Genomic DNA, 22,947 nt, shown 5'->3' on the forward strand with positions numbered 1-22,947 from the left:
TAAAAAAGGACTGCAAAAAATTGCAGTCCCCACTCACTTTCTAATAAAAAACTCAATTGTTAACTTTAATTTTTTCTACTTTTTTTCCTTTGAAGGCGAAGATAAATTCCCCATCATCGGAGATGTCAATTCCGGCTCCGTATTTCGGGCTTCCTCCTTTTCCTTTGGATTGCACCGAACCTTTAGTTTCCCCGTTGGTCATGTCGATACCGTAGATGATATTTTTGCTGTTTCGTTGGTCTCTCAAATAGTAGTTTCCTTCGATTTCATAGAAGTAATCCACACCGCGAATTTTTTCCGTGGCGTATACCCTCGAACCGTCTTTTTTGTTGTAAGAAGCCAGCCCTTTTTCGGAAAGCACTACTACCTTGTCTCCAAAATCAATTACGTCGGTAGCTTTCCCTACTTTGGCATCGTTGTGTTTCACATCAAACAATTGGTTTCCGGAAGCAATGTCATAGCCGTAAAACTCATCGCCATCACCCACAAAAAGGGTTTTATCATTTTCTAAAATGAAGTCGGTAATACGCTTGTCAAATTTCTCGGAACGCCACGCCGTTTTTCCGGTTTTGTCATCCAAACACAACACGGAGTTCTTTTGGGCTTTATAATCCCAGTAAATGTAGGGCACCCATTGTTTCACAGAGCCGCCGCCAAAGGCAGATGCTGCCCCGAATCCGCTCGAAGTCTCTTCCAAACGGTATTCTTGCACTTGTACTTTTCCGCCCACTTGTACTAAGACTTTATCGCCCGATTTGTAGATGTTCGGCATACAAAATGCGCCGGTAATTTTTTCGGAAGCCCAGAGTAATTTTCCGGACTCTAAATCGTGTTTTTCTACATATTTGGTACGATCTCGTGTTCCTAAGATTACAATATACACCGCGTTATCGGTAAACAATGGGTCGGCAATAGTACGGTAAATTTTAGAGCGTCTTCCACCGCTAAACAAACCGCCATTTGCGCCTTGCATATCGTTCTCATAGGTTACTTCCCAAAGTTTCTGACCGGTATTGATGTTGTACACCTGTAATCCGTCGAGATACATGTACAATTTATCGCCTTTTATCCACAAATCGACTATGGCTCTACGGGTTACTAATTCTTTTTCGATGGTTCCGACAAAAGTGGCATCCCAAAGTACTTCACCATTGGTCGCATTGATTTTTACCAACTGATTTTTAAATCCGGCAAACAAAGCACCTAAGGCCGTTGGCTTGAAATTAATCATCACAATTTCATTGCGTTTGGCATCGTAAATGTATTTTCCGACACCGCCTTTAAATCGGTTGGTTTCCCATATTTTCTCACCGGTATTGGCTTTAACCAAGATAACCGATGCCTTTTGAGAAATAAGAAACGCATCCAACTCATAAATGTATTTTACGGTTTCCAATTCGCCTTCATCCGTTCCTTCCTCGGCTTTGGTTCCCTTTTGAATCAGGTTTTGATATTCTTCGGAATTCCAAAGCTCTTTTCCGGTAGCAATGTCTAAAACAGCCACGCGGTCGGTGCCCAATTTTCGTTCGTCAAACAAGAACAAGTAGCCGCCTTTGTCATCTCCTTTTTGAATGACATATTGGTATTCACATTTATTGGTTTTGTTGGTGGTAATTTTTTTATAATCGCCGCTCCAAACGATTTTCCCGGAAGCATCGAGTACAGAAGCCGAATTGTCATCGGTTCCCAAAATATATTGTCCGTTATTAACCGCGACCGCTAACCGGGTGGCTTTGTTATCAAACTCGGATTCCCAAGCTGTGGCAAAGCTACCGGATTTTTTTCCGGCCGATTTGCCTTTTCCCAACAGTTTTCCAAACTGTGCGTTGGCAGGTAATGCGGCTGCCAAGAACAGCGCTGTCATTACTAAAGTGATTTTTTTCATAATGTATTGTTTTTATTGTGATTAGGTTAAAAAGTAACAGAGTATCTGATTTTATAGCGCTGCTGTTTTTGCAACTTGAATTTGAATTTGTGGTCTAAAATGTAACTCGACATGAAGTTGATGAAGTCTATATTCTTGACGTCACTATCGACTTTAAAAAAAGTAGAAACCTTTCCGTTTTGTACTACGCCAATATCGATGACCATGGTTCCTTTGACATCAGCATATTTTTTGTTTTTCTTTTTCAGAAAATCTTCCGACTGAAAAACTTCGTCGATTTCTTTGGTGACCATTTCAGCGACTTGCTCTTCATCGGTAAGTAGGGGTCTCTGGGCCAAAGCGGTTTGGCCGGCAGCAAGGAATAAGGTAATAGCTAAAAAAGTTTTTAAAGCATTCATGATTAGGTTGTTAAATTCATAACAAACCTATACTGAAATGTTAAAATCAGAAATACGGCAAATGTCGTATTTTGTTAAAACTGAAAGTGGGGAAATTGGGATTGCAGTTTGGCAATCTTTTGACGGACAGCCGCTAAAAACTTTTGATGGCTTTGGGTGTCACTGTGAAAAGGTCGATGATTCAGGCTTTTTTGGATGCTGTCTATTTCTTGCATGACAGGGTAACAGGCCTGCTTGATACAATAGTGCACAAACCTCTCCCAGATGTAATCAATAGCCGTTTGATTTGGGTGCAACATATCTTCGGTATAAAAACGATAATCGCGCAGTTCATCCATCACAATCTCATAACTCGGAAAATAGTTCATCGAGGCGGTTGAATTGTCCGGGGTGTTCATACCTTGATGAATCGCAGCAATCAAGTGGGCTTTGCTCCATTGATTTTCAACAAAGCCGTCTTTGAGATGGCGCACCGGGGACACCGTAAAAATGAAGCGACAATTTGGGTTGACTTTTTGAATCGAAGCAATCGTTTGCTGCATTGCATTTTCGATAGTTTCCGGAGAAAGCAGTTCTTTTGTAAATTCTTTTTGAGGCACTTTATGGCAATTAGCCACTATGTTACCGGAATTGTTATGACGATAGACCCAAGCGGTACCATACGTAATTATGACATTTGAAAAGGTTACAATTTGAAGATGAAGATCTTCCAAAATTTGGTTCAATCGATGAAGAAAAAAATCTTTATCGGGATGGCTCAGTTCCGAATGGACTTCGAAGCAATGCCACAACTCGTTGTGAAAAAAAATATCCGTCTCGGTAAAGTACCGTTGATTTACAGCTCTGTCTACTACTTTTTCTATGGAAACCGGATTAAAGAGTATCCCGAAAGGATTGGTCGTTGTATGAAATTTAAAATAGTCCAACTTTTGCCCGATATGCTCCGTAAAACAAGAACCCAACAACAGTATGCGGGCATCGTAATCTAATGGGAAGTTATAAACGGCAATCGGAACCTTGGTACTAAAATTCATAAACTCGGTTTGCTTCAAAGGTACAAAAACAACATAAAAAAACCCTTTCCTTGACAGTAGAAAGGGTTTTCGGGGTTTGATTTCAGTGTCTGATTTGCAATTATTTGTTGTACTGGAAGGTATAGCTGGTAGTATCCAGAGCGTCAACGCTATAGATAGTAGTAGGATAGTTATCCTGGTTGTAGCTTCCCTCCATGGTCATTGTATTTTCGATATTCCCGTTGGTATCTATGTAATTTTGAGTCATTAGGTTGTGCTCCATCCCAAACAAACCGTCGGTAATAAAATCGTAGATTCTGATAGCCTTGGCTCCGGTTACATTTTTCAACGGATGATGGGCTGAATCGTAAGTGAATGTTAGGGTTGATTGTAGGGTTGTGCCATACAACTCTTTGGTTACAATTTCACCGTTTTGGAAATAGTATTTCTCAGTAATACCGGAAAGCGTATTCTGAGTGGTTACATCTCCCGAATAGCCTGTCATTACAACCGAACCGTCTGCGTTGTATTGGTATACCGATTTAAAACCATAATCTCTGGTGTAATCCACTTTTACTACCTGAATTAACCGGTTAGAAGTATTATACGAGAATACTGTTTTAGTAGTGTTTTGATTGCTGTTGTTGTACGCTTTAATTTCTGTGATGAAATCGCCGGTATAGAAATATTTCATGTAACCGTTACCGTTGGTTTGATTGTCAACTTTGTAAGCCACTTTTGTTAACTTGGTTCCTTTATATGAAAAGGTATACTCCGCGTGAGTCCCAAAAGAAACAGCGGTCATTTTTTTGAGTAAAATTGCCGATGGCATTGTGTTTTCGTCTGAAGAACAAGAGGTCATCGACCATAACATCACAGCAAAAATGGCGAAATATCGAAGTGTAGTTTTCATCATCACATTAGTAGTTTTAGAGGTAATCAATGGCTGGGGCTTCTTGAGAACGATTCAAAAGTAGAGTGGTTGTTAAAATCTGAAAAAAACTTTCGATATAAAACCTGAAAATCTGTTAAACTACCCCAACAATGTCGTTTATCGATAAAAAAAGCCCTTTCCGAAACGGAAAAGGCTCATTTATAATCAACTAGTATGATTCTTATTTTACAAAATCAATCGCTTTTGCCAAAGCATCTTGTATTCCGGCAACATTCTTACCACCGGCGGTAGCAAAAAACGGTTGTCCGCCCCCGCCGCCCTGAATGTATTTACCCAATTCGCGAACCACTTGTCCGGCGTTTAGGTTTTTCTCGGCTACCAATTCTTTGGAAATATAGCAGGTTAACATCGGTTTATCCTCATCGGCTGTGGCCAGCACCAAAAATAAATTGGTTCCGAGGCTTCCTAATTCATACGCCAAATCTTTGGCGCCTTCTGCATTCAAATCGACTTGCACAGCTAAAAATTTCACACCGTTAACCTCTTGCAGTTGAGCAGCCAATTCGCCTTTTAGGCCTTTGGCTTTCTCTTTTAACAATTGCTCGATTTGCTTTTTCAATTTGGCATTTTCGTCTTGTAACGAAACCACGGCTTTAAGCGTATCTTGTGGGTTTTTCAACGTTTCTTTGATGGAGGCTAACGCATTTTCCTGTTGGGCAAAGAAATCTTTCACCGCGTCTCCGGTAATCGCTTCGATACGACGAATTCCGGCTGCTACCGCACCTTCAGAAACAATTTTGAAATGCCAGATTTCTGCGGTGTTTTTTACGTGAATACCCCCGCACAACTCTTTGCTATCACCAAATTCGATCATACGAACCGTATCGCCGTATTTTTCACCGAACAACGCCATAGCCCCTTTGGCTAACGCTTCCTGGATGGGAATATTTCGGTATTCCCCTAATTGGAGTTGGGCTTCAATTTGAGCATTCACACTAGCCTCTACCCGACGCAATTCTTCATCGGTGACTTTACTGAAATGCGAAAAATCGAAACGCAAATAGTTCGGATTCACCAAAGAGCCTTTTTGCTCTACGTGAGTTCCTAAAACGTTTCGCAACGCCAAATGCATCAAGTGCGTGGCCGAGTGGTTTTTAGAAGTGGACGTTCTTAAATCGGTGTTGACCTTGGCCATAAAAGTGGCATTTACATTTTCCGGTAATTGTTTGGCGAAATGCAAAATCAGATTGTTTTCTTTTTTGGTGTCGATGATGTCAATCGTTTCATTGGCCGAAACCAAAGTACCTTTATCGCCCACTTGTCCGCCGCCTTCCGGATAGAACGGTGTATTGTCTAAAACAATTTGGTACAAAACGCCGTCTTTTTTAGAATCTACTTTGCGGATGCGGGTGATTTTGACCTCGTTTTCGGTTTGGTCGTAACCCACAAACGTTTCCACATTTCCGGGAATCAACACTTGCCAATCTTCGGTAGAAACTTCCGAAGCCGCACGCGAGCGATCTTTTTGTTTTTGCAATTCGGCGTCGAATTCCGATTCGTTAAACGAATAGCCTTTTTCTTTTAAAATCAATGCGGTTAAGTCTTTCGGGAAACCATACGTATCGTACAATTCGAATACTTTTTCGCCTTTCACTTCTTTACCGGAAGCCTCGGCTACGACTTTATCCAACAATTGCAACCCTTGGTCTAAGGTTCTCAGGAAAGAGGCTTCTTCCTCCCGGATAACGTTGGTTACCAGTTGTTGTTGCGATTTGATTTCCGGGAAAAATTCACCCATTTGGTCCGCTAAAACCGGAACCAATTTATTGATGAACGGTTCTTTCGTATTTAAAAACGTAAAGCCGTAACGAATGGCACGACGTAAAATTCTGCGAATCACATAACCGGCACCTCCGTTAGACGGTAATTGTCCGTCGGCTATAGCAAAAGCCACGGCGCGCACGTGATCTACGATGACGCGAATGGCGATATTCGTTTTCTCCTCGACTGCGCTCGGAGTGACGGTATTGGGCAGGTATTTAAAACCGGTGATTTCTTCTACTTTGGCAATCAAAGGGGTAAAAACATCGGTGTCATAATTGGAAGTTACATTTTGCATCGCCATACACAAACGTTCGAAGCCCATTCCGGTATCCACGTGTTGGGCCGGTAGTTTTTCCAAGCTGCCGTCGGCTTTGCGGTTGAACTCCATGAACACGTTGTTCCAAATTTCCACCACTTGCGGATGATCGGCATTCACCAAACTACGTCCTGACACAGCCGCTCTTTCGGCATCGGTTCGTAAATCGATGTGGATTTCCGAACACGGACCGCACGGTCCCTGATCGCCCATTTCCCAAAAGTTGTCTTTTTTATTACCGAGAATGATGCGGTCTTCGGACACGTATTGTTTCCAAATGTCAAACGCTTCTTGGTCGAACGGCACATTTTCGGAAGGATTGCCTTCAAAAACGGAAACGTACAAACGGTCTTTATCCAATTTCAAGACTTCAGTCAGAAATTCCCAAGCCCAAGCTAAAGCTTCTTTTTTGAAGTAATCACCAAAGGACCAGTTACCCAACATTTCAAACATGGTATGATGGTAAGTATCGAAACCTACATCTTCCAAATCGTTGTGTTTTCCGGACACTCGGAGACATTTTTGGGTATCGGCTATTCTAGGACTCTTAGGGGTTCCGTTGCCTAAAAAGAATTCTTTGAATTGTGCCATACCCGAGTTATTGAACATTAGGGTTGGGTCGTCTTTCAAAACGATAGGCGCTGAAGGAACAATTAAATGGCCTTTGCTTTCGAAGAATTGTAAATAGGCTTTACGGATGTCTTGTGATGTCATTAGTAACAGTTTCAGGTTTAAGGTTTCAGGTTCCGAGTTGAAAACTGACGTTTCCAGAAAATGGTTTACTCATTAGCCCTGATGGCAGTGGAAATCCTCGAAGAGATTGCAACGGACAGCAGGAAAAAGGTTTAGCAATGGCTCCGGACGATTCGCTCCTAATCCTTCGCCTTAGCTCAGGATGACAGTTTAATTTGAAAGCTTCAAATTAAAATTTCGGATATGACTGAAACATTTGCTAAATTTGTTCGTATAACCATTGTTTTTTGAAAACAAGCACAAAAATAGTATAAAATCAAAGATGGCGAAAAAAGTAAAGTATTATTTCGATACCGAAAGTTTGGCTTACCGAAAAATTAAGCCGAAACTATCCAAAAAACTGGGGTACATCGGGTTGTTTTTACTGTCATCTGCGCTATTCGGCTTTTTGTGTTTTGTGGTTTTATTAAATTCTTCGTATTTAGAAACTCCGAAAGACCGTTTGCAGGCCCGTGAAATTGAAACCATGAAATTGCGTTATGCCATTTTGAATAAAAAAATGGAACAAATTGAAGAAGTGTTGGCGGATGTTGAGGAGCGTGACAATAACATTTACAGAGCTTACTTCAACACCTCTCCCATTCCGGCCGAACAACGCAAAGCGGGTTTTGGCGGGGTAAATCGCTACAAAGAATTGGAAGGTTTTGACAATTCGGAATTGGTGATTAATACCTCGAAGCGCGTGGATGTGATTGCCAAGGAGTTGGCGATTCAATCAAAATCGTTGGATGAAATTTTAAAATTGGCCAAAGAAAAAAACAAATTATTGTCGGCTATTCCGGCCATTCAACCGGTAAAGAACGAACAATTAAAGCACATGGCCTCGGGTTTTGGATACCGAACCGATCCGTTTACCAAAGTGCGTAAAATGCACGAAGGCATGGATTTTACGGCCAAGACCGGCACCCCAATTTTTGCCACCGGCGATGGGGTCGTGGTGAGTGCCGACAACTCCAAATCGGGTTACGGGAATCATATTGAAATCAATCACGGTTATGGGTATTTGACCTTGTATGCGCATTTGAGCAAATACAAAGTGAAACGCGGTCAGCGTGTGAAACGCGGTGATGTAATTGGTTATGTGGGCAGCACCGGACGAAGCGAAGCGCCGCATTTGCATTATGAAGTACACAAAGACGGTAAAGTAGTGAATCCGATTAATTTTTATTACGGCAATATTTCGGCGGCGGAATATGTGGTAATTTCGAAATTGGCGAACCAGGAGAATCAGTCATTGGATTAACCGTTACGGGTTACGGGTTCAAAGTTTCGGGCTAAGGATTTAATAAACAGAAAAACAGCAACACTATGCATATCGAGTTAAAAGAAGGGAAACGGTATTACAGCATTGGTGAAGTGGCCAAAGCCTTTCATGTGAATGCCTCATTGATTCGTTTTTGGGACAAGGAATTTGACATCTTAAAACCCAAGAAAAATGCGAAAGGCAACCGTATGTTTACGCCCGAAGATGTGAAGAATTTACAGCTGATTTATCACTTGGTAAAAGAGCGTGGTTTTACGCTGGACGGTGCCAAAACGCATTTGAAAGAAGGCCAGAAAAAAACGTTAGACAAGTTTGAAATCATCAGCAAATTGGAAGCGGTGAAAGCGCAGTTGCTGCATATCAAGAGTCAACTTTAGTACCAAAATTGTAATCATTGAAATAAATAAATAAATAAATAAATAACGAATAACAAAACAAAAAATAGAAAACATGAACATTAGAAGATTTTTACCTTGGATTATTGTAATCGGATTAGTTGTTATCATTGGTTTTTGGGTGATAGGTGTAATGAACACCGGATTACGCAAAGATCAGGCAGTTAACAAAGAATGGGGAAATGTGAATACGGCTTACCAAAGAAGAAATGATTTGATTGGTAATTTGGTCAATACCGTAAAAGGTGCTGCTGATTTTGAAAAAAGCACTTTAACGGCAGTGATTGAAGCCAGAGCCAAAGCTACATCCGTTACCATTGACCCGGCCAATGTGACACCGGAACAATTAGCTGCCTTTAATTCGGCGCAATCGGGCGTTTCTTCTTCCTTATCAAGATTATTAGTTTCGGTAGAACAATATCCTGACTTGAAAGCCAATCAAAACTTTTTAAAGTTACAAGATGAATTGGCCAGTACCGAGAATCAGATCTTAACTGCCAGAACGCGCTTTAATGAAGTAGTTCAAGATTACAACAGCTATGTATTAGCCATGCCACAAAGTATGTTCTTAGGAAAATACAAAGAAAAACCATACTTCAAAGCCGTTGAAGGTGCAGATAAACCGGTTGAAGTAAAATTCTAATTTGAGTCAATGTCTAAAGTAGAAGACTTTTTAACCCAAGAAGAAGAACAAGAAATTGTCGCAGCCATTCGCTTGGCGGAGCAAAACACTTCAGGTGAAATCAGAGTACATATAGAAAAACACACTTCCATCGACGCGTTTGAGCGTGCGATGGAAGTTTTTCATTTGCTCAAAATGGATGAAACCGAATTGAAAAACGGGGTTTTGATTTACTTGGCTGTAAAAGACAAAACCTTTGTGATTTGCGGCGACAAAGGCATTAACGATTTGGTGCCGAATGATTTTTGGGATTGTACCCGAGACGTGATGGTGAATCATTTCAAAGCCGGTCGCTACAAGCAAGGCTTGGTTGATGGCATTTTGCGTGCCGGTGAACAGTTGCAAAAATTCTTTCCGTATCAGGATGGCGATGTAAACGAATTATCGAACGAAATATCAAAAGGATAATGAGAAGAATCTTTAAATTAGCCCATATCTTGAGACTGTTCGTTTTCTTTTTCATCACCCAAATGGGTTTTGCCCAGTACGAAATTCCCAAAAAGCCCAGTTTTCAAACCTCGGTGTACGATTATGCCCAACTGTTACAACCTGAAGAAAAATCCCAATTAGAGGAAAAACTCATTCGGTACGCCGACAGTACTACGACTCAAATTGTGGTGGTCATTATTGAAAGTTTAAAAGGAGAAGATATTGGTATTTTGACACCCAAATGGGGTCATGCCTGGGGCATTGGCGGCACAAAGAAAGACGATAACGGCGTGATTATTCTGTTAGCGAAACAAGAACGCAAAATATGGATTTCGGCCGGATACGGATTGGAAGACCGATTAACCGCCGGGATTGGAGGAGAAATCACCCGAAATATTATCATTCCCGAATTTAAAGCCGGGAGCTACTACAAAGGACTCGACAAAGGAACCGATGCAATTATCGATGTTTTTAAAGGAAAATACAAAGGCGAGCGGAAGAAGAATAAAAGTGACGGCTTTCCCATACTGCCGATTATCATCATTTTTATCGTATTGCTGATTATCATCGCCAAAAATAAAAACAATGGGGGCAACTCAGGTGGCCGCGGTGGCGGCATCGATTTAGCCGACATTATCATTCTAAGCAGCCTCGGTCGTGGCGGAGGCGGTGGTTTCGGCGGCTTTGGTGGCGGAAGTTCCGGCGGTGGCGGCGGCTTTGGTGGTGGCTTTGGCGGCGGCGGATTCTCGGGCGGTGGCTCGGGCGGAAGCTGGTAAGGCAACGCACCGTGCTCCGTTGGCAGTGAACCGATTTAAAACATAAAAAAACCTCGTTCTGATTAAACGAGGTTTTTTTATTTAATCCATAATCATAATACCACCATTGCCTTTTTTCTTCCCGGCAAATTTCTCGAGTTTGTAGGTCAGCGAAAACATCACATAGCGTTTCAGCACTGTGTTTTCGGCATCAACAATCGCCGTAGGGGTAATGGTTCGGGTACTGTTTTGATTTTGGTCGAGCAAATCATAAACTTTGACTTTGGCCAAAAACTGGTCTTTGTAGAAATTATATCCCACACTGATATTCCACAAATAAAAATCCTTTTTAAAGCCATCGGCTATGTTGGAATTATAGGTATACCCGAAATCACTGCCTATCACAAACTTTTTCGGCATGTAAGAAGTGATTTCCAATTTTCCGTTGTGGACAAAGTTTTTGGCATTGTCAATCACATAATTTTTATAATCGATGGTATTGTAGGTATAGCGATAACTTGGCGAAACGGTAATCACTTCATCAATACTCCACGACATGTTCAATCGCGGATTGATTTGCAGTCCGCGCGACTCAAATGTCACCGCATTGGTTAGTCCTTTATTAAAATTGTAATTAAAATTGATGCCGGCCCCGAAACGAAGCGTTCGTTTTTCTTTTTTATACGATTTGTTCCAATTGACGCCCATGTACGAATTGTGCGTCCAATCGACATTTTGGTAAGTCGTTGTAGCTTTAAAATTGGCATCAAAAACGGTAGAAGAAACGATGGCGTCCTGACTCAAATTAATACCCGAATAAACATAGTATCCGGAACGGGATTGGTAGTCGTAATTATTAAAATTGAAATACAAATTGTGACGCTGCGTTGGCTTCAAATTTTCGTTCCCCACAAAAGTACTTAACGGATTAGACAAGTTTTCTACCGGTAATACCTGACCGGCTTGCGGCAATTCGACGCCAAAATCATAAAACGAATAAATTGACTTTGACTTTCCGATGGTATGGCTGATGTATCCTTTTACTCTCGGGAAAACATAATTCTTGTCTCTGTGGGTGGCGATACCCAAATAATTGGAATAGGCGTCAAAACGAATGAACTCGGGACCAAAATTAATCCGCCCGTTGGTTTTTGCCTTGGCAATGATGAGTCCGGTCGAAGGAAAATAGGTAAACGCCTTCGATTGGGTAACGTTGGATTGCAAATCGTTGAAATCATCATACTGATTGGTTCCGGCATCAAAATCGAAGGTATTCAAACGGTTGTCTCTTTTGCGATACGTAATTTCGGAAGTCAGACTCAATCGAAGCGAATCGGTCAAAGGTTCGCCATAACGGACTTCGAATTTGACAAAGTTGTTTTCGTCATTCTCAAAGCGATTTTGGTTCCGAATGTCATCGGGGGTTGTATCGGAAAAAAGCGTAGCCGAATTGGTATTGACATAATCGTCTCGCTTTTGGAATTCCGATTCGAAATTAATCACCATCCCGCGGTTTTTCTTCTTGAATCTTTTGCTGAAGCTGGCCTCGGCACCGAAAACCGTGTTGTCATTTTCATTGTAATCGTCATTGGTACTACTGTTTAATTCGGTTTGAATTTCATCCACCGTAATCTGGCTTCGGGACGATTTCCCGTAGGATTTGCTTTTTTGAAAATTCGGACTGAAGTAAATGCTGGCGGTGGAATCGATTTCGACTTCAAAATTCAAATCCAAATTGTGACCGTTACTGCCGCTTTTTGTTCGCGCCATGGAACCGGTATAGGTATTGCCTTCAGGCAACAAATTGGTCCGGTAGGAACGATTCGTATTTTCGGTGACGGCATTCGAAAAATAGTAGCTGCCGCTTTGATCAATCTTCTTGAGCCATTTGTCTTGGTAATTAACCCCTATCATATTCGACCGGGTTATCCCGCGATTGCCGCCGAACGACATATTATTAATCCCGAAACTGCCATCGTCATTATAATAGACCGAAGTGTTTCGGCCGCCGCCCATATTGTCGAAAATCTCATCCATGGAAAACCCTATCGAATTGATGTTGTTGGAGGAAGCCAACACACTGATTTTCCGTTCGCCCTTGAAAGCGTTGAGCAACAAACTCGACTCATACCGCTTATCGGAACCGGTTCCGGCGACGACTTTCCCGAAAACCCCTTTGTTTTTGTCTTCTTGTATGGTGAGATTGATGGTTTTTTCCTGAGAACTCGAACTGTCGCCCGACATTTCTTCAGACTTGGTTTTGGTTTCGGTTACCTGAACTTTATCAATAATTTCAGCCGGCAGATTCTGTGTGGCAATCTTGCCGTCTTTGCCGAAGAAGGGTTTGCCGTTGACCAATATATTGTTGACTTCCTTGCCGTTGACGGTAATCTTGCCTTCCGGGGTAATTTCCACTCCGGGTAATTGCTTCAATAACGCCTCTACATTGGCATCAGCACCTACTTTGAATGAGGCGGCATTGAACTCGAGCGTATCTTTCTTGATTCGGATGGGCGGAATCTCCGATTTGATAACTACTTCATTCAATTCGTTGACGGCTTCCTGCATTTCGATGGTACCGAAATCTTTATCGGAAAGCAACGATTCCATTTCTTTTTTAAAATCCTGATAACTGACGTAAGATGCTTTGAACAAAAACGGTTTTTCAATTTTTTTGATTTTAAAACTGAAAACACCCTGTTTGTTGGTGATGGAATAATCGATAACCGTGGAATCTTTTACAGAGGTTAAATACACCGTGGCCGATTCGATGGGTAGTTTAGTGTTTTGATCTACTACTTTGCCTTTGAGCGTAACGCTGTTTTGGGCCAAAGAAATAAAACTAAAAAAGAAGAAGAACAGTGCGAAGGGTGATTTTGGCATAAAAAAATTTAGCGGTTATTAGGTTAGAAACAATAATAACGGCTAAATTCTTATTTTAGTGTGTATTGTGAAAATTTCTTACGAAACTTTTAACATATCTATTTTTCGCGGATGTAAATATCAATCGGAACACCGCTAAAATCCCAATGCTCGCGAATTTTATTTTCCAAGAAACGCTTGTACGGTTCTTTTACATACTGTGGTAGGTTGGCAAAAAACACAAACTGAGGCGTTGGTGTCGGCAACTGCATACAGTATTTAATTTTCACATACTTTCCTTTCAACGCCGGCGGCGGATAAGCCTCGATTAATTTTAACATATAATCGTTGAATTTAGACGTCGGGATGCGTTGCTTTCTGTTTTCATACACTTTCACCGTTCCTTCCAAGGCTTTGAGTAAGCGTTGTTTGGTAAGTGCCGAAACAAACAAAATCGGCACATCGGTAAACGGTTCGAGTTCTTTGCGGATTTTTTGTTCGTAATCGCGCGTCGACATGGTATCTTTTTCGACCAAATCCCATTTGTTGACTAAAATGATGACTCCCTTGCGGTTTTTTTCGGCCAACCAAAAAATACTTTGGTCTTGTCCTTCAAAGCCACGCGTGGCATCAATCAACAAAATACAAACGTCGGAATGCTCGATGGCACGCACAGAACGCATTACCGAATAAAATTCTAAATCTTCTTTTACTTTGGCTTTTCTGCGGATTCCGGCCGTATCGACTAAGTTAAACTCAAACCCAAAACGATTGTAACGCGTATCGATAGCATCGCGGGTTGTACCGGCAATATCGGTCACCACAAAACGATCTTCCCCGATTAACGCATTGATAAAAGAGGACTTTCCGGCATTGGGACGGCCTACCACACAGAAACGCGGTATGGATTCCTCTTCTTCATTTACTTCCGGAAGTTCGGGCAATACTTCTACCAGTTTGTCTAATAATTCTCCGGTGCCGCTACCGCTGATTCCGGCTATGGTAAAGTATTCGCCTAACCCTAAGTTATAAAACTCCACCGCATCTTTTTCGCGCATGGCGTTGTCTACTTTATTAACCGCTAACAAAATGGGCTTGGTTACTTTACGAAGCAATTTGGCCACTTCTTCATCCATAGGCGTAATGCCTTCTTCTACATCGACCACAAAAATGATGGCATCGGCTTCATCGATAGCCAATTCTACCTGACGGCGGATTTCACCTTCAAAAATATCATCCGAACCTTTGATGTAACCACCGGTATCAATTACCGAAAACTCTTTGCCGTTCCACTCACTTTTACCGTAATTTCTGTCGCGCGTTACCCCGCTGACAGAGTCAACTATGGCTTCTCTTCTTTTAATTAAACGGTTAAAAAACGTTGATTTCCCTACGTTCGGTCGACCAACTATGGCTACAATATTGTTCATAATGATTTTAAATATGGTGCAAAGGTAGTATTAAAGAGCACAAATTCAATTATTTTATTATTTTTAGTATCGTATTAACCCACAAAAACGGTATTATGGATACGCAACATGAGGTACGCCTTCGGCCTCGTTTTTATTTGGATGTAGCAGAAAATATTGCGGTAGTCCGAGAGAAGTTTGCTACGTATCGGCAAAAAAACCAATCGACCGATTTTATCATGAAATTGCGAAACAACCATGTGCAATTTACCCTTTCAGGTGAAAAAAGACACTATTGGTCGCCGCATTTGAGTATTGAATTAGAAGCTAAAGAAGGAAACGAACAAAACGCGACTCATATTCGGGGTTTGTTTGGTCCCGATCAAACACTGTGGACCTTGTTTATGTTTTTGCATTTTGTGGTCGCCGGCATTTTTATCCTGTTTGGGATGTTTGCCTATTCGAACTACACCCTTAAAGAATCGATGACCATGGATTTAGTGGTCATGTTTTTAATGGTCATCGTATGGTTTTTACTCTATGTGATTGCCCGACAAATTCGGGAAAAAGGACACACCCAAACCGATGCCTTAGAAGCGATATTGCAGGATATCCTTAGAAGCTGATTATTTTTGGTTGTACCCAAAACGGCGCAACTGATACGCATTGCTGCGCCAATCTTTGTTGACTTTCACATACAATTCGATATGGATTTGTTTGCCGAAGAATTTTTCCAAATCTTCCCGTGCCTGTATTCCCACTTTCTTCAAAGCGGCCCCTTTGTGTCCGATGATGATGCCTTTTTGGGTATCGCGCTCCACCATAATTACAGAACGGATTCGGATGATGTTGGTATCTTCTAAAAATTCTTCCGTTTCTATTTCTACGGCATACGGAATTTCTTTATCGTAATTCAATAAGATTTTTTCGCGGATGGTTTCATTCACAAAAAAACGCTCCGGCTTATCGGTCAACGCATCTTTAGGATAATACGGCGGCGATTCGGGTAACAATTGTAAAATACGGTCAAACACTTCTTTGACATTGAAGTTCTCTAAGGCCGAAATCGGGAAAATTTCGGCATTGGGCACTTTCGATTTCCACAAATCGATTTGTGCTTCCAATTGTTCTTGATTCGATTTATCGATTTTATTGAGCAACAATAGAACCGGAATTTTAGAATGGATGATTTTGTTAAAGAAGTCTTCGTCTTTGAGTTCCTTCTCGCCTATCTCTACCATATAAATCAACACATCGGCATCCTCAAAAGCCGATTTCACAAAGTCCATCATCGACTTTTGCATTTCGTAAGCCGGTTTGATGATACCGGGGGTATCGGATAAAACGACTTGAAAATCATCCCCGTTGACTATGCCTAAAATTCTGTGACGCGTGGTTTGCGCTTTGGAAGTAATGATAGACAAACGTTCCCCTACAAAGGCATTCATCAGGGTTGATTTGCCTACGTTAGGGTTTCCGATAATATTAACAAAGCCGGCCTTGTGTTTTTGATCCATATATAAAAACGGAAAACAGGGTTAAAGTAAAAAAGCCACCCTTAGAGGCTAAATTAGTATAAACGTATGCGATTTCGGATGCAATAGTTAATACCAAAAATACTGTTTCGGTTGCAAAGATAGCTGTTATGATGCTAAATACTTTAAAAATTAATTCAAAACCTAAAACCTGCCTTTTTCTCTAGGTCTCAGAAAACGAACAAAACATCGATTTGTAGTCTTTTTACACCAAAAAACAGATTTAAAATCCCCATTGATGGGGATTTTTTTAATGACTATTAATTTAGAAATTGTAAGTGAAATTTTAACATAATATACACTTTTAGTGTACCACAACACCAAGAGGATTATTTAATTTTTCAAAATAATAAAAACAAAATTAATTAGTAACCTTCAAACACAACTTCTATGAGATTAAACAATCTAAAGTATTTTTTTTATCTCTTTTTAGTGACCTCCTTATTAGGTGTCACTTCAAAGGGATACGCCCAAGCCTCGGGTGTTCAAATCAGTTGGGATTTTTCGGTTGGATGCCAAGTGTATTCCAACGAAGAACCCAGAGACGGTAAAAATCCGATTTTTATTGAGGAAATAGCCGAAAATGAATGTTTACTCACTTGCTCCGGACAAGTAGTGACATATACACTTTCGGGTAATTTAGGCAGTAACCCCAGTACCACATGGAATATTAACGGTGGAGATATTCTTTTGCAATCGGACACTCAGGTTACCGTAGAATGGGGTGCCATGGGAAATGGCTTTCTATCATTTGCTGTCGACAACGGTACCGAAACTATCACCAAGACAATTTGCATTGAGAAGATAGCGCGTCCCAAAGCTGACTTTTCCATAATTCCAACCGTACCTCTAAGGGATGGCGGCGGGTATTATGCTTGTTCACTTCAAACGATTTATTTTGAAAATCTTTCGGAAGTGGGTAATGGTTCCCCAATTATGAGCTATTTATGGGATTTCGGTGACGGCAGTACTTCTACTGCGTTTGAACCTACCCATTCCTACAATACACCCGGTTCTTATATGGTTTCATTAACCGTTACCAATGCTTGTGGATGTAGTAGTTCAGCAAAATTAACCATTCAGGTGGAACGTAAAGGTTTTGATATAAAATGTCCAAGTGTCGTATGTGAAGGAGAGACTTCCACTTACTCGTTGCCTTTTGACGGCCAAGTGGTTTGCCAGGGAGCATATAATTGGAGTGTGGACGGAGGTACTATACAAAATGTTGACCCGGTTTCGGGTGATGTTACCGTAGTATGGGATCAAGTAGATGAAAATGGTTTTGGGTATGTTACTTTTAATCCCGGAGAATGTGCACTTCGATGCTTAATCCCCTCTACAGTAAAGGTTCCTGTTGTATTGAGTAACGGAACCATAGATGGTCCAACCGAAATTTGCTTGGGACAACAATACAAGTACACCATGCCGCAGTGGCCTACAACCGACTTTCAATGGGAAATTTTAGACGGGAACAATGGCAACAATGTCAATATCATATTGACGGACCAACGCAATGAAATCTTTTTAGAGCCCAGACAAACCGGTTTGTTTGAACTGAAGGTAGTCTATAAAAACACCCTTTTGCATTGCGGAGGGGTTGCCATCCTAAAAATAAATGTGACAAAACCTTATGCTATTTCGGGACCCGAGGCCCTTTGCAGTGGTGCCAACGGTCATTTCGAGGAAGCAGGTGGTAACAGCGTTAATTGGCAATTATTGGGATATACGGGAAATATAATCACCACGCTTAATGGTTCTGATAACTTTTCCTATGTGTTTACTACACCCGGCAATTACTCTTTGGTAGTATCGGGCACCAACACTTGTCCAAGTGAACCAAAGCTAATCAAAGTGATTAGCGCTCCCACGGCTCCCGGAGCAATCACGGGACCTGTTGAAATTTGCCCCGGGGTACCTTACACCTATAGTGTGAGTGGGTATAACCCCGCTTTTACCTATCAATGGCAAGCCCCAACAAACGGAACTATACAAGGAAGTGATACCGGACCACAGGTTGTGGTTGTATTTGACACCAATACCTCGCATGGGGTGTCCGTAGTATGTCAAACAATTTCTCCAATCTCCTGCATTTCGCCTCCATCGACACTAGCCGTAAGTAACAAACAAATTCCGGCGATAGTTGATGGCCCGTTGATAGCCTGCGGAAACTCTACGGGGAATTATAAGGTTAATTTTGAGGGCACCACCAATTTATATGATGAAGGGGAAACCTACACCTGGTCATTAAGCAATACTGCTGTGGGCAGCATCATTTCGGGTCAAAATACGAATTCGATTTCGGTGATGTGGAATAATGTGACTACTATTACCACCGTAAGCCTGCATTGTGTTATTCAGAAATGTACGCTTATTGAAGACTTCTTTATTGAAGTGGAAGTACGCCCAACGCCAACCATTGCTATCAGTGGGTATACCGGGCCGGTTTGCAGTGGTTTGGACATACCGTTGACGGTGGTTTCTACCGACCCGTTGAACCCCTTGGATGCCGGTTCGACCGTGAACTGGACTTCAAACTTAGCCCCTTTATCGGGTGGGTTGAACCAATCCTTTCAGTATGAAAATACCAGTAACGGTAACTCTATATATACCATAACCGCACAAATCATGAATCCGAACGGTTGTGGGAACTCAACCAATATTGCCTCGGTACAAGTAACCATATTACCGGCCCCTGATGTTTCGATTTCATTATACAGTGGCGGTAATGCTTTTTGTGAGGAATGGCAAATCGATTCGTGGCTTACTGTGGCTGCTTCCAACAGCCCCGCTCTTCAATGGTATCATGACGGCAGTATGCTAACCGGGGTAACCGGCACCTCGTATTTGCCAACTACGTTTGGCGTTTACACAGTTGTGGCTACCAACCCGGTAACCGGGTGTCAAAACACGTCTAATCTGTTTCATGTCTTCCGATTAAACTGCAACTCTAGTTGCACCATTGACCCAATACCGATGGTGACCAATACGTCAACCGTAAGTTGCAATGCCAGTGGTGATGGTTACTCTACTCTCTATTTAAGCGGTACCGCAACGCAGTTACCCAACCCACCGGTTGATGACTACTATGATATCATAGGCCCTGTTTCGACAGCTCATTATACAGGAACTACCCTACCGGTAACCGTGGCGGGCATCTATAATGTGATGCACCGTGCTAAATACGAATGCGGCAGTGGTTATACCGTATTTGAAGATCGTGAAGATTTGCTGGTACCCTATATCCCACAGTTTAACTACAGTGCCGTGTGCAACGGTACCGGAAACTCGAGCTTTACCATCACGGTAGCCGACAATACCGATTTTTTTGCCCCGATAGGCAACCGCAGTTGGGCCTATTCTATTAAGCCAACCGGGGCGCCAGACAGCTCCTATGTCCCGATGCTGGGTACTGCCAACGGCAGCTTTAGCGGTACTTTCCCAAGCGGAAATTACACTATTAAACTGGTTGTAGGCGGTACTTTATACGGTTCCTCACTACCCTTGTGCGAGGTGGTTATTGGAAATATTATTTTGCAGACAATCCCGAATATGGTAATAAATAATTCAACCGTTTTTTGTCATGATACGGCTGTATCGTTTATTACTGTTCCTAATATTCCAAATTTGAATTATACTTGGAATCTTAGTAATAATGTAACTAATAATCTCGCTATACCACAACATGTCTTTGAATCTTACGGGTCGCATACCGTTGGAGTAACCGTAGAAAACCGATTTGGGTGTAGCAGAATTTTGACTCCGGTAACTGTTACTATTCCCCCCGAATGTTTTAACGGGGATATCGTAGCCAGCCCAACCGATGCCACCGTTTGTGCCGGGGGCAGCGTAACGCTGACCTATGTACCTAACGGCACCGAATGTGGTGCCAGCTACCAATGGATGGATGAATTGACCCCTATAACGGGTGCTAACTCCTTCACTTATACTCCAAACAGCGAAGGAATTTATTGGGTAAAACTGCGCAGCGCGCAAAACTGCACCTACAGCTCGCCGAGCCGCATAGCCCCGGTGTTCCGACTGCCTCCGAGTGTACAACTTGACGGCAATACTGTTTTTTGTGAAAACAATACGCAACGCATCATTAAGGCCATTACCCCTGCCGGCAACAGCCTTAGTTGGCAAGTGGACGGGCAACCGTATGGCACTGCCAACAGTACCGAAGTTGATCTGGCCGGTTTAACTGTGGGAACCTATACCCTGACGGTAACCGTAACCGATAGTTTTGGGTGCCAAAACACCGCCGGTGCCACCATTATGATTATCCCAGTGCCTGCTGTTCCGCTTGTTGATTACTCATTTAACAGTTGTTCTCCTTACCTGGTGGATGTGTTTGTACTGAACCAAAGCAGTACCGGGGTGTATAACTGGAGTAACGGGATGACCGGAGTGTTTAATACGCTAACCAATGGCGGGCCTATACAGATAATGCATACCGATGGGGGCTGCACGGTAAGCAGCGACACTAAGAACATCCCAAAAGACCCTGCTTATTATGAATGGATATTTCCAAGCGGTTGTATTGATGCCTGTGCTTATAAGGAAGAAACCGGTTATTTGATAGGGCCGAGGTTGGAGTTGTACTCATGGAACTGGTGGCAGGATTCTACTGTAGCTGCCGGTGGGGTACAAAGCTTTCCGGATCCGTTTGAGTTGCAACAGAGTGGCATTTATCAATTATCCTATAATACCGGGTTGTGCAACCTGATTACCCAACCGCTTGACTATGCTTATGGGGAATGTGCCAAATGTGAAGTCATCAAATCGATCGTGGTGGACAGCCTGACTCCCAATGAGTTTCATTATTGTTCGTTTGCGCTTGATTTGAAAATTGAAAACAACAGCAGTACCCCCATTACTGTAACCGTGGTATCCCCGGGGCCTGATGTCACGATTATCCCATCGACGGTAACCCTACAGCCGGGGTCGGCAGTTTATTCGTTTACCGTTATCCCGATTGATATGGTTAACGGTGGTAGTGTTACCTTGTTTTTTGAAGGGATTGGTGAAGACGGGAAACCTTGTTTGACCGATTTTACGTTTACTTTACCCGGTTGTGGTGGGGAAGCCATCAGCAAAACGCTTGCGGAAGGCCCTGAAAACAATCTGCCATTGGTTCCCAGACAGTTGCTGGTGGTGCCGAACCCCGTGCAAGGGCCTGCGGAAGTACAATTTGAATCGGCCGTAGCGAACCCTACGTTAACCCTTTATGATTTGACCGGAAGGCCGCTTGATGCCTTTAGTGCCATAGAAGCGAAAGGGCGTTGGAGACTGAACCTTGACCGCTACCCGGCCGGGGTTTATATTGTGGTGCTGCGTGAAAACGGGCAACTGGTAAAACAACAAAAAGTAATAAAAGAATAGTTATCTTTGTAAGAGAGGTGCAGTCGCACCTCTCTTTTTAAACAACATTCGATATGAAAAAATTATTGCTTATTTTATTATTTACGGGTAATGTGCTAACCATACCTGCACAATGCTTTACTAGTATTAATTCGGGATATTATTTTAATTTAGGTATAAAACCCAATGGTACGTTATGGGGCTGGGGCTCTTCTGTTTTCGGACAAATGGGTAACGGCAGTGAAGCTGATTTTTACAATCCGACACAACTTAATACTGCTACTGATTGGCAACAAGCGGTTTGCGGGCCTTATAATACATTTGCCCTTAAAACCAATGGGACACTTTGGGCAACCGGGGATAATTCGACTGGACAATTGGGTATAGGAAGCACCATAAACTATATTAACACTTTTGCTCAGGTTGGTGCAACAACCAATTGGACCCAAGTATCTGCCAGTAACGGGTTTACCATCGCTCTTAAGTCCAACGGAACCCTATGGGGCTGGGGGCAAAATGACAGTTATCAGATGGGTGACGGCACTTGTTGCAGTAACCGACTGTCCCCCGGACAAATAGGTACCGATACCGATTGGGTACTCATTCAAACTGCCGGAATTGTTCGTACCGCTTTAGCCTTAAAAAGCAATGGTACCTTATGGGGCTGGGGTGGTAATAGTACCGGATTGGTCGGCCCTTCGAATGTAGGCTCGCGACAATACCCTACCCAGTTGCGCCCGGAAACCGATTGGGCTACCATCAGTGCCGGAACAGGACATGCCTTGGCTTTGAAAACCAATGGAACCCTTTGGGGCTGGGGCGATGGAGGACAGGGACAAGTGGGTGATAGTTTTCCTCTTATTTATTTTAGAGATACGCCAGTGCAAGTAGGTACCAATACCAACTGGGTGTATATAGGCACCGGATACAGCACCTCCTATGGGATACAGAGTGACGGCACCCTGTGGGGCTGGGGGCGTAATGATACCGGACAAGTGGGTGACGGTACCACCACGAATCGAACACAGCCCGTGCAAATAGGTACCGATACCGACTGGGTAAGAGTTACCGGTGGCTGGTTTCACGGTATGGCTCAAAAGGCCAATGGTGCCATTTATACCTGGGGGTCAAATGACTTTGGCCAACTGGGTAATGGCGGAACGACAGCCGT

17 protein-coding genes are annotated in these 22,947 nt (G+C 42.5%); 9 read left to right on the forward strand and 8 right to left on the reverse strand.

Annotated elements, in window-relative coordinates:
* Positions 1-52 precede the first annotated feature (52 nt).
* The 4 genes from QHT84_RS08870 to QHT84_RS08885 all read right to left on the reverse strand — a co-directional run bounded on the left by QHT84_RS08870 (position 53) and on the right by QHT84_RS08885 (position 4,101).
* Positions 53-1,885: an outer membrane protein assembly factor BamB family protein gene (locus QHT84_RS08870; RefSeq protein ID WP_283239201.1), complete on the reverse strand. Its 1,833-nt coding sequence runs from the start codon at positions 1,883-1,885 to the stop codon at positions 53-55.
* Positions 1,886-1,911: 26 nt separating this feature from the next.
* Entirely contained in the window at positions 1,912-2,283 is a 372-nt protein-coding gene (locus tag QHT84_RS08875; protein WP_283239202.1) for a hypothetical protein, read from the reverse strand.
* 74 nt (positions 2,284-2,357) lie between these two features.
* Complete coding sequence (locus QHT84_RS08880; protein ID WP_283239203.1) at positions 2,358-3,317, reverse strand: GSCFA domain-containing protein; 960 nt, start codon at positions 3,315-3,317, stop codon at positions 2,358-2,360.
* Positions 3,318-3,417: 100 nt separating this feature from the next.
* Positions 3,418-4,101: a hypothetical protein gene (locus tag QHT84_RS08885; RefSeq protein WP_283239204.1), complete on the reverse strand. Its 684-nt coding sequence runs from the start codon at positions 4,099-4,101 to the stop codon at positions 3,418-3,420.
* A gap of 4 nt (positions 4,102-4,105) precedes the next feature.
* On the opposite strand from QHT84_RS08885, the gene QHT84_RS08890 reads away from it, so the two are divergent.
* Positions 4,106-4,273: a hypothetical protein gene (locus tag QHT84_RS08890; RefSeq protein ID WP_283239205.1), complete on the forward strand. Its 168-nt coding sequence runs from the start codon at positions 4,106-4,108 to the stop codon at positions 4,271-4,273.
* Between the two features lie 138 nt (positions 4,274-4,411).
* Here QHT84_RS08890 and alaS read toward each other — a convergent pair whose 3' ends face one another.
* Positions 4,412-7,045, reverse strand: coding sequence for an alanine--tRNA ligase (gene alaS, locus QHT84_RS08895; protein ID WP_283239206.1), 2,634 nt, complete (start codon positions 7,043-7,045; stop codon positions 4,412-4,414).
* 301 nt (positions 7,046-7,346) lie between these two features.
* On the opposite strand from alaS, the gene QHT84_RS08900 reads away from it, so the two are divergent.
* The 5 genes from QHT84_RS08900 (at position 7,347) to QHT84_RS08920 (ending at position 10,630) form a co-directional block, all read left to right on the forward strand.
* Positions 7,347-8,327, forward strand: coding sequence for a M23 family metallopeptidase (locus QHT84_RS08900; RefSeq protein ID WP_283239207.1), 981 nt, complete (start codon positions 7,347-7,349; stop codon positions 8,325-8,327).
* A gap of 65 nt (positions 8,328-8,392) precedes the next feature.
* Complete coding sequence (locus tag QHT84_RS08905; RefSeq protein WP_283239208.1) at positions 8,393-8,725, forward strand: MerR family transcriptional regulator; 333 nt, start codon at positions 8,393-8,395, stop codon at positions 8,723-8,725.
* 73 nt (positions 8,726-8,798) lie between these two features.
* On the forward strand, positions 8,799-9,386 hold the full coding sequence (locus QHT84_RS08910) for a LemA family protein (protein WP_407649238.1): 588 nt from the start codon (positions 8,799-8,801) through the stop codon (positions 9,384-9,386).
* A gap of 9 nt (positions 9,387-9,395) precedes the next feature.
* On the forward strand, positions 9,396-9,833 hold the full coding sequence (locus QHT84_RS08915) for a TPM domain-containing protein (protein ID WP_283239209.1): 438 nt from the start codon (positions 9,396-9,398) through the stop codon (positions 9,831-9,833).
* Positions 9,833-10,630, forward strand: a complete 798-nt coding sequence (locus QHT84_RS08920; protein ID WP_283239210.1) for a TPM domain-containing protein — start codon at positions 9,833-9,835, stop codon at positions 10,628-10,630. Before QHT84_RS08915 ends, QHT84_RS08920 begins: the two co-directional genes overlap by 1 nt.
* A gap of 81 nt (positions 10,631-10,711) precedes the next feature.
* Here QHT84_RS08920 and QHT84_RS08925 read toward each other — a convergent pair whose 3' ends face one another.
* Both QHT84_RS08925 and der read right to left on the reverse strand, forming a co-directional pair.
* Complete coding sequence (locus QHT84_RS08925; protein ID WP_283239211.1) at positions 10,712-13,492, reverse strand: outer membrane beta-barrel protein; 2,781 nt, start codon at positions 13,490-13,492, stop codon at positions 10,712-10,714.
* 98 nt (positions 13,493-13,590) lie between these two features.
* Positions 13,591-14,901 (reverse strand): ribosome biogenesis GTPase Der, encoded by a 1,311-nt coding sequence (der, locus tag QHT84_RS08930; protein WP_283239212.1) that lies wholly within the window; start codon positions 14,899-14,901, stop codon positions 13,591-13,593.
* Positions 14,902-14,996: 95 nt separating this feature from the next.
* Between der and QHT84_RS08935 the strand changes: the two genes are divergently transcribed.
* Positions 14,997-15,506: a GTP-binding protein gene (locus QHT84_RS08935; protein WP_283239213.1), complete on the forward strand. Its 510-nt coding sequence runs from the start codon at positions 14,997-14,999 to the stop codon at positions 15,504-15,506.
* On the opposite strand, the gene era is transcribed toward QHT84_RS08935, so the two are convergent.
* Positions 15,507-16,397, reverse strand: a complete 891-nt coding sequence (gene era, locus QHT84_RS08940; protein ID WP_283239214.1) for a GTPase Era — start codon at positions 16,395-16,397, stop codon at positions 15,507-15,509.
* 408 nt (positions 16,398-16,805) lie between these two features.
* Here era and QHT84_RS08945 point away from each other — a divergent pair, with 408 nt between their 5' ends.
* Together QHT84_RS08945 and QHT84_RS08950 are read left to right on the forward strand one after the other, a co-directional pair.
* Positions 16,806-21,797: a PKD domain-containing protein gene (locus tag QHT84_RS08945; protein WP_283239215.1), complete on the forward strand. Its 4,992-nt coding sequence runs from the start codon at positions 16,806-16,808 to the stop codon at positions 21,795-21,797.
* A 53-nt stretch (positions 21,798-21,850) separates the two neighbouring features.
* Positions 21,851-22,947: RCC1 domain-containing protein (locus QHT84_RS08950; protein WP_407649239.1), on the forward strand; the 1,097-nt coding region annotated here is incomplete at its 3' end.

It is taken from the genome of Flavobacterium sedimenticola, assembly GCF_030053345.1.
GTDB lineage: Bacteria > Bacteroidota > Bacteroidia > Flavobacteriales > Flavobacteriaceae > Flavobacterium > Flavobacterium sedimenticola.

Coding starts and splice junctions, on each gene's coding strand:
- QHT84_RS08945 (WP_283239215.1), top strand. CDS start 16,806: ATGAGATTAAACAATCTAAAGTATTTTTTTTATCTCTTTTTAGTGACC.
- QHT84_RS08885 (WP_283239204.1), bottom strand. CDS start 4,101: ATGACCGCTGTTTCTTTTGGGACTCACGCGGAGTATACCTTTTCATAT.
- QHT84_RS08900 (WP_283239207.1), top strand. CDS start 7,347: ATGGCGAAAAAAGTAAAGTATTATTTCGATACCGAAAGTTTGGCTTAC.
- der (WP_283239212.1), bottom strand. CDS start 14,901: ATGAACAATATTGTAGCCATAGTTGGTCGACCGAACGTAGGGAAATCA.
- QHT84_RS08915 (WP_283239209.1), top strand. CDS start 9,396: ATGTCTAAAGTAGAAGACTTTTTAACCCAAGAAGAAGAACAAGAAATT.
- QHT84_RS08935 (WP_283239213.1), top strand. CDS start 14,997: ATGGATACGCAACATGAGGTACGCCTTCGGCCTCGTTTTTATTTGGAT.
- QHT84_RS08920 (WP_283239210.1), top strand. CDS start 9,833: ATGAGAAGAATCTTTAAATTAGCCCATATCTTGAGACTGTTCGTTTTC.
- alaS (WP_283239206.1), bottom strand. CDS start 7,045: ATGACATCACAAGACATCCGTAAAGCCTATTTACAATTCTTCGAAAGC.
- QHT84_RS08870 (WP_283239201.1), bottom strand. CDS start 1,885: ATGAAAAAAATCACTTTAGTAATGACAGCGCTGTTCTTGGCAGCCGCA.
- QHT84_RS08905 (WP_283239208.1), top strand. CDS start 8,393: ATGCATATCGAGTTAAAAGAAGGGAAACGGTATTACAGCATTGGTGAA.
- QHT84_RS08910 (WP_407649238.1), top strand. CDS start 8,799: ATGAACATTAGAAGATTTTTACCTTGGATTATTGTAATCGGATTAGTT.
- QHT84_RS08875 (WP_283239202.1), bottom strand. CDS start 2,283: ATGAATGCTTTAAAAACTTTTTTAGCTATTACCTTATTCCTTGCTGCC.
- QHT84_RS08880 (WP_283239203.1), bottom strand. CDS start 3,317: ATGAATTTTAGTACCAAGGTTCCGATTGCCGTTTATAACTTCCCATTA.
- era (WP_283239214.1), bottom strand. CDS start 16,397: ATGGATCAAAAACACAAGGCCGGCTTTGTTAATATTATCGGAAACCCT.
- QHT84_RS08925 (WP_283239211.1), bottom strand. CDS start 13,492: ATGCCAAAATCACCCTTCGCACTGTTCTTCTTCTTTTTTAGTTTTATT.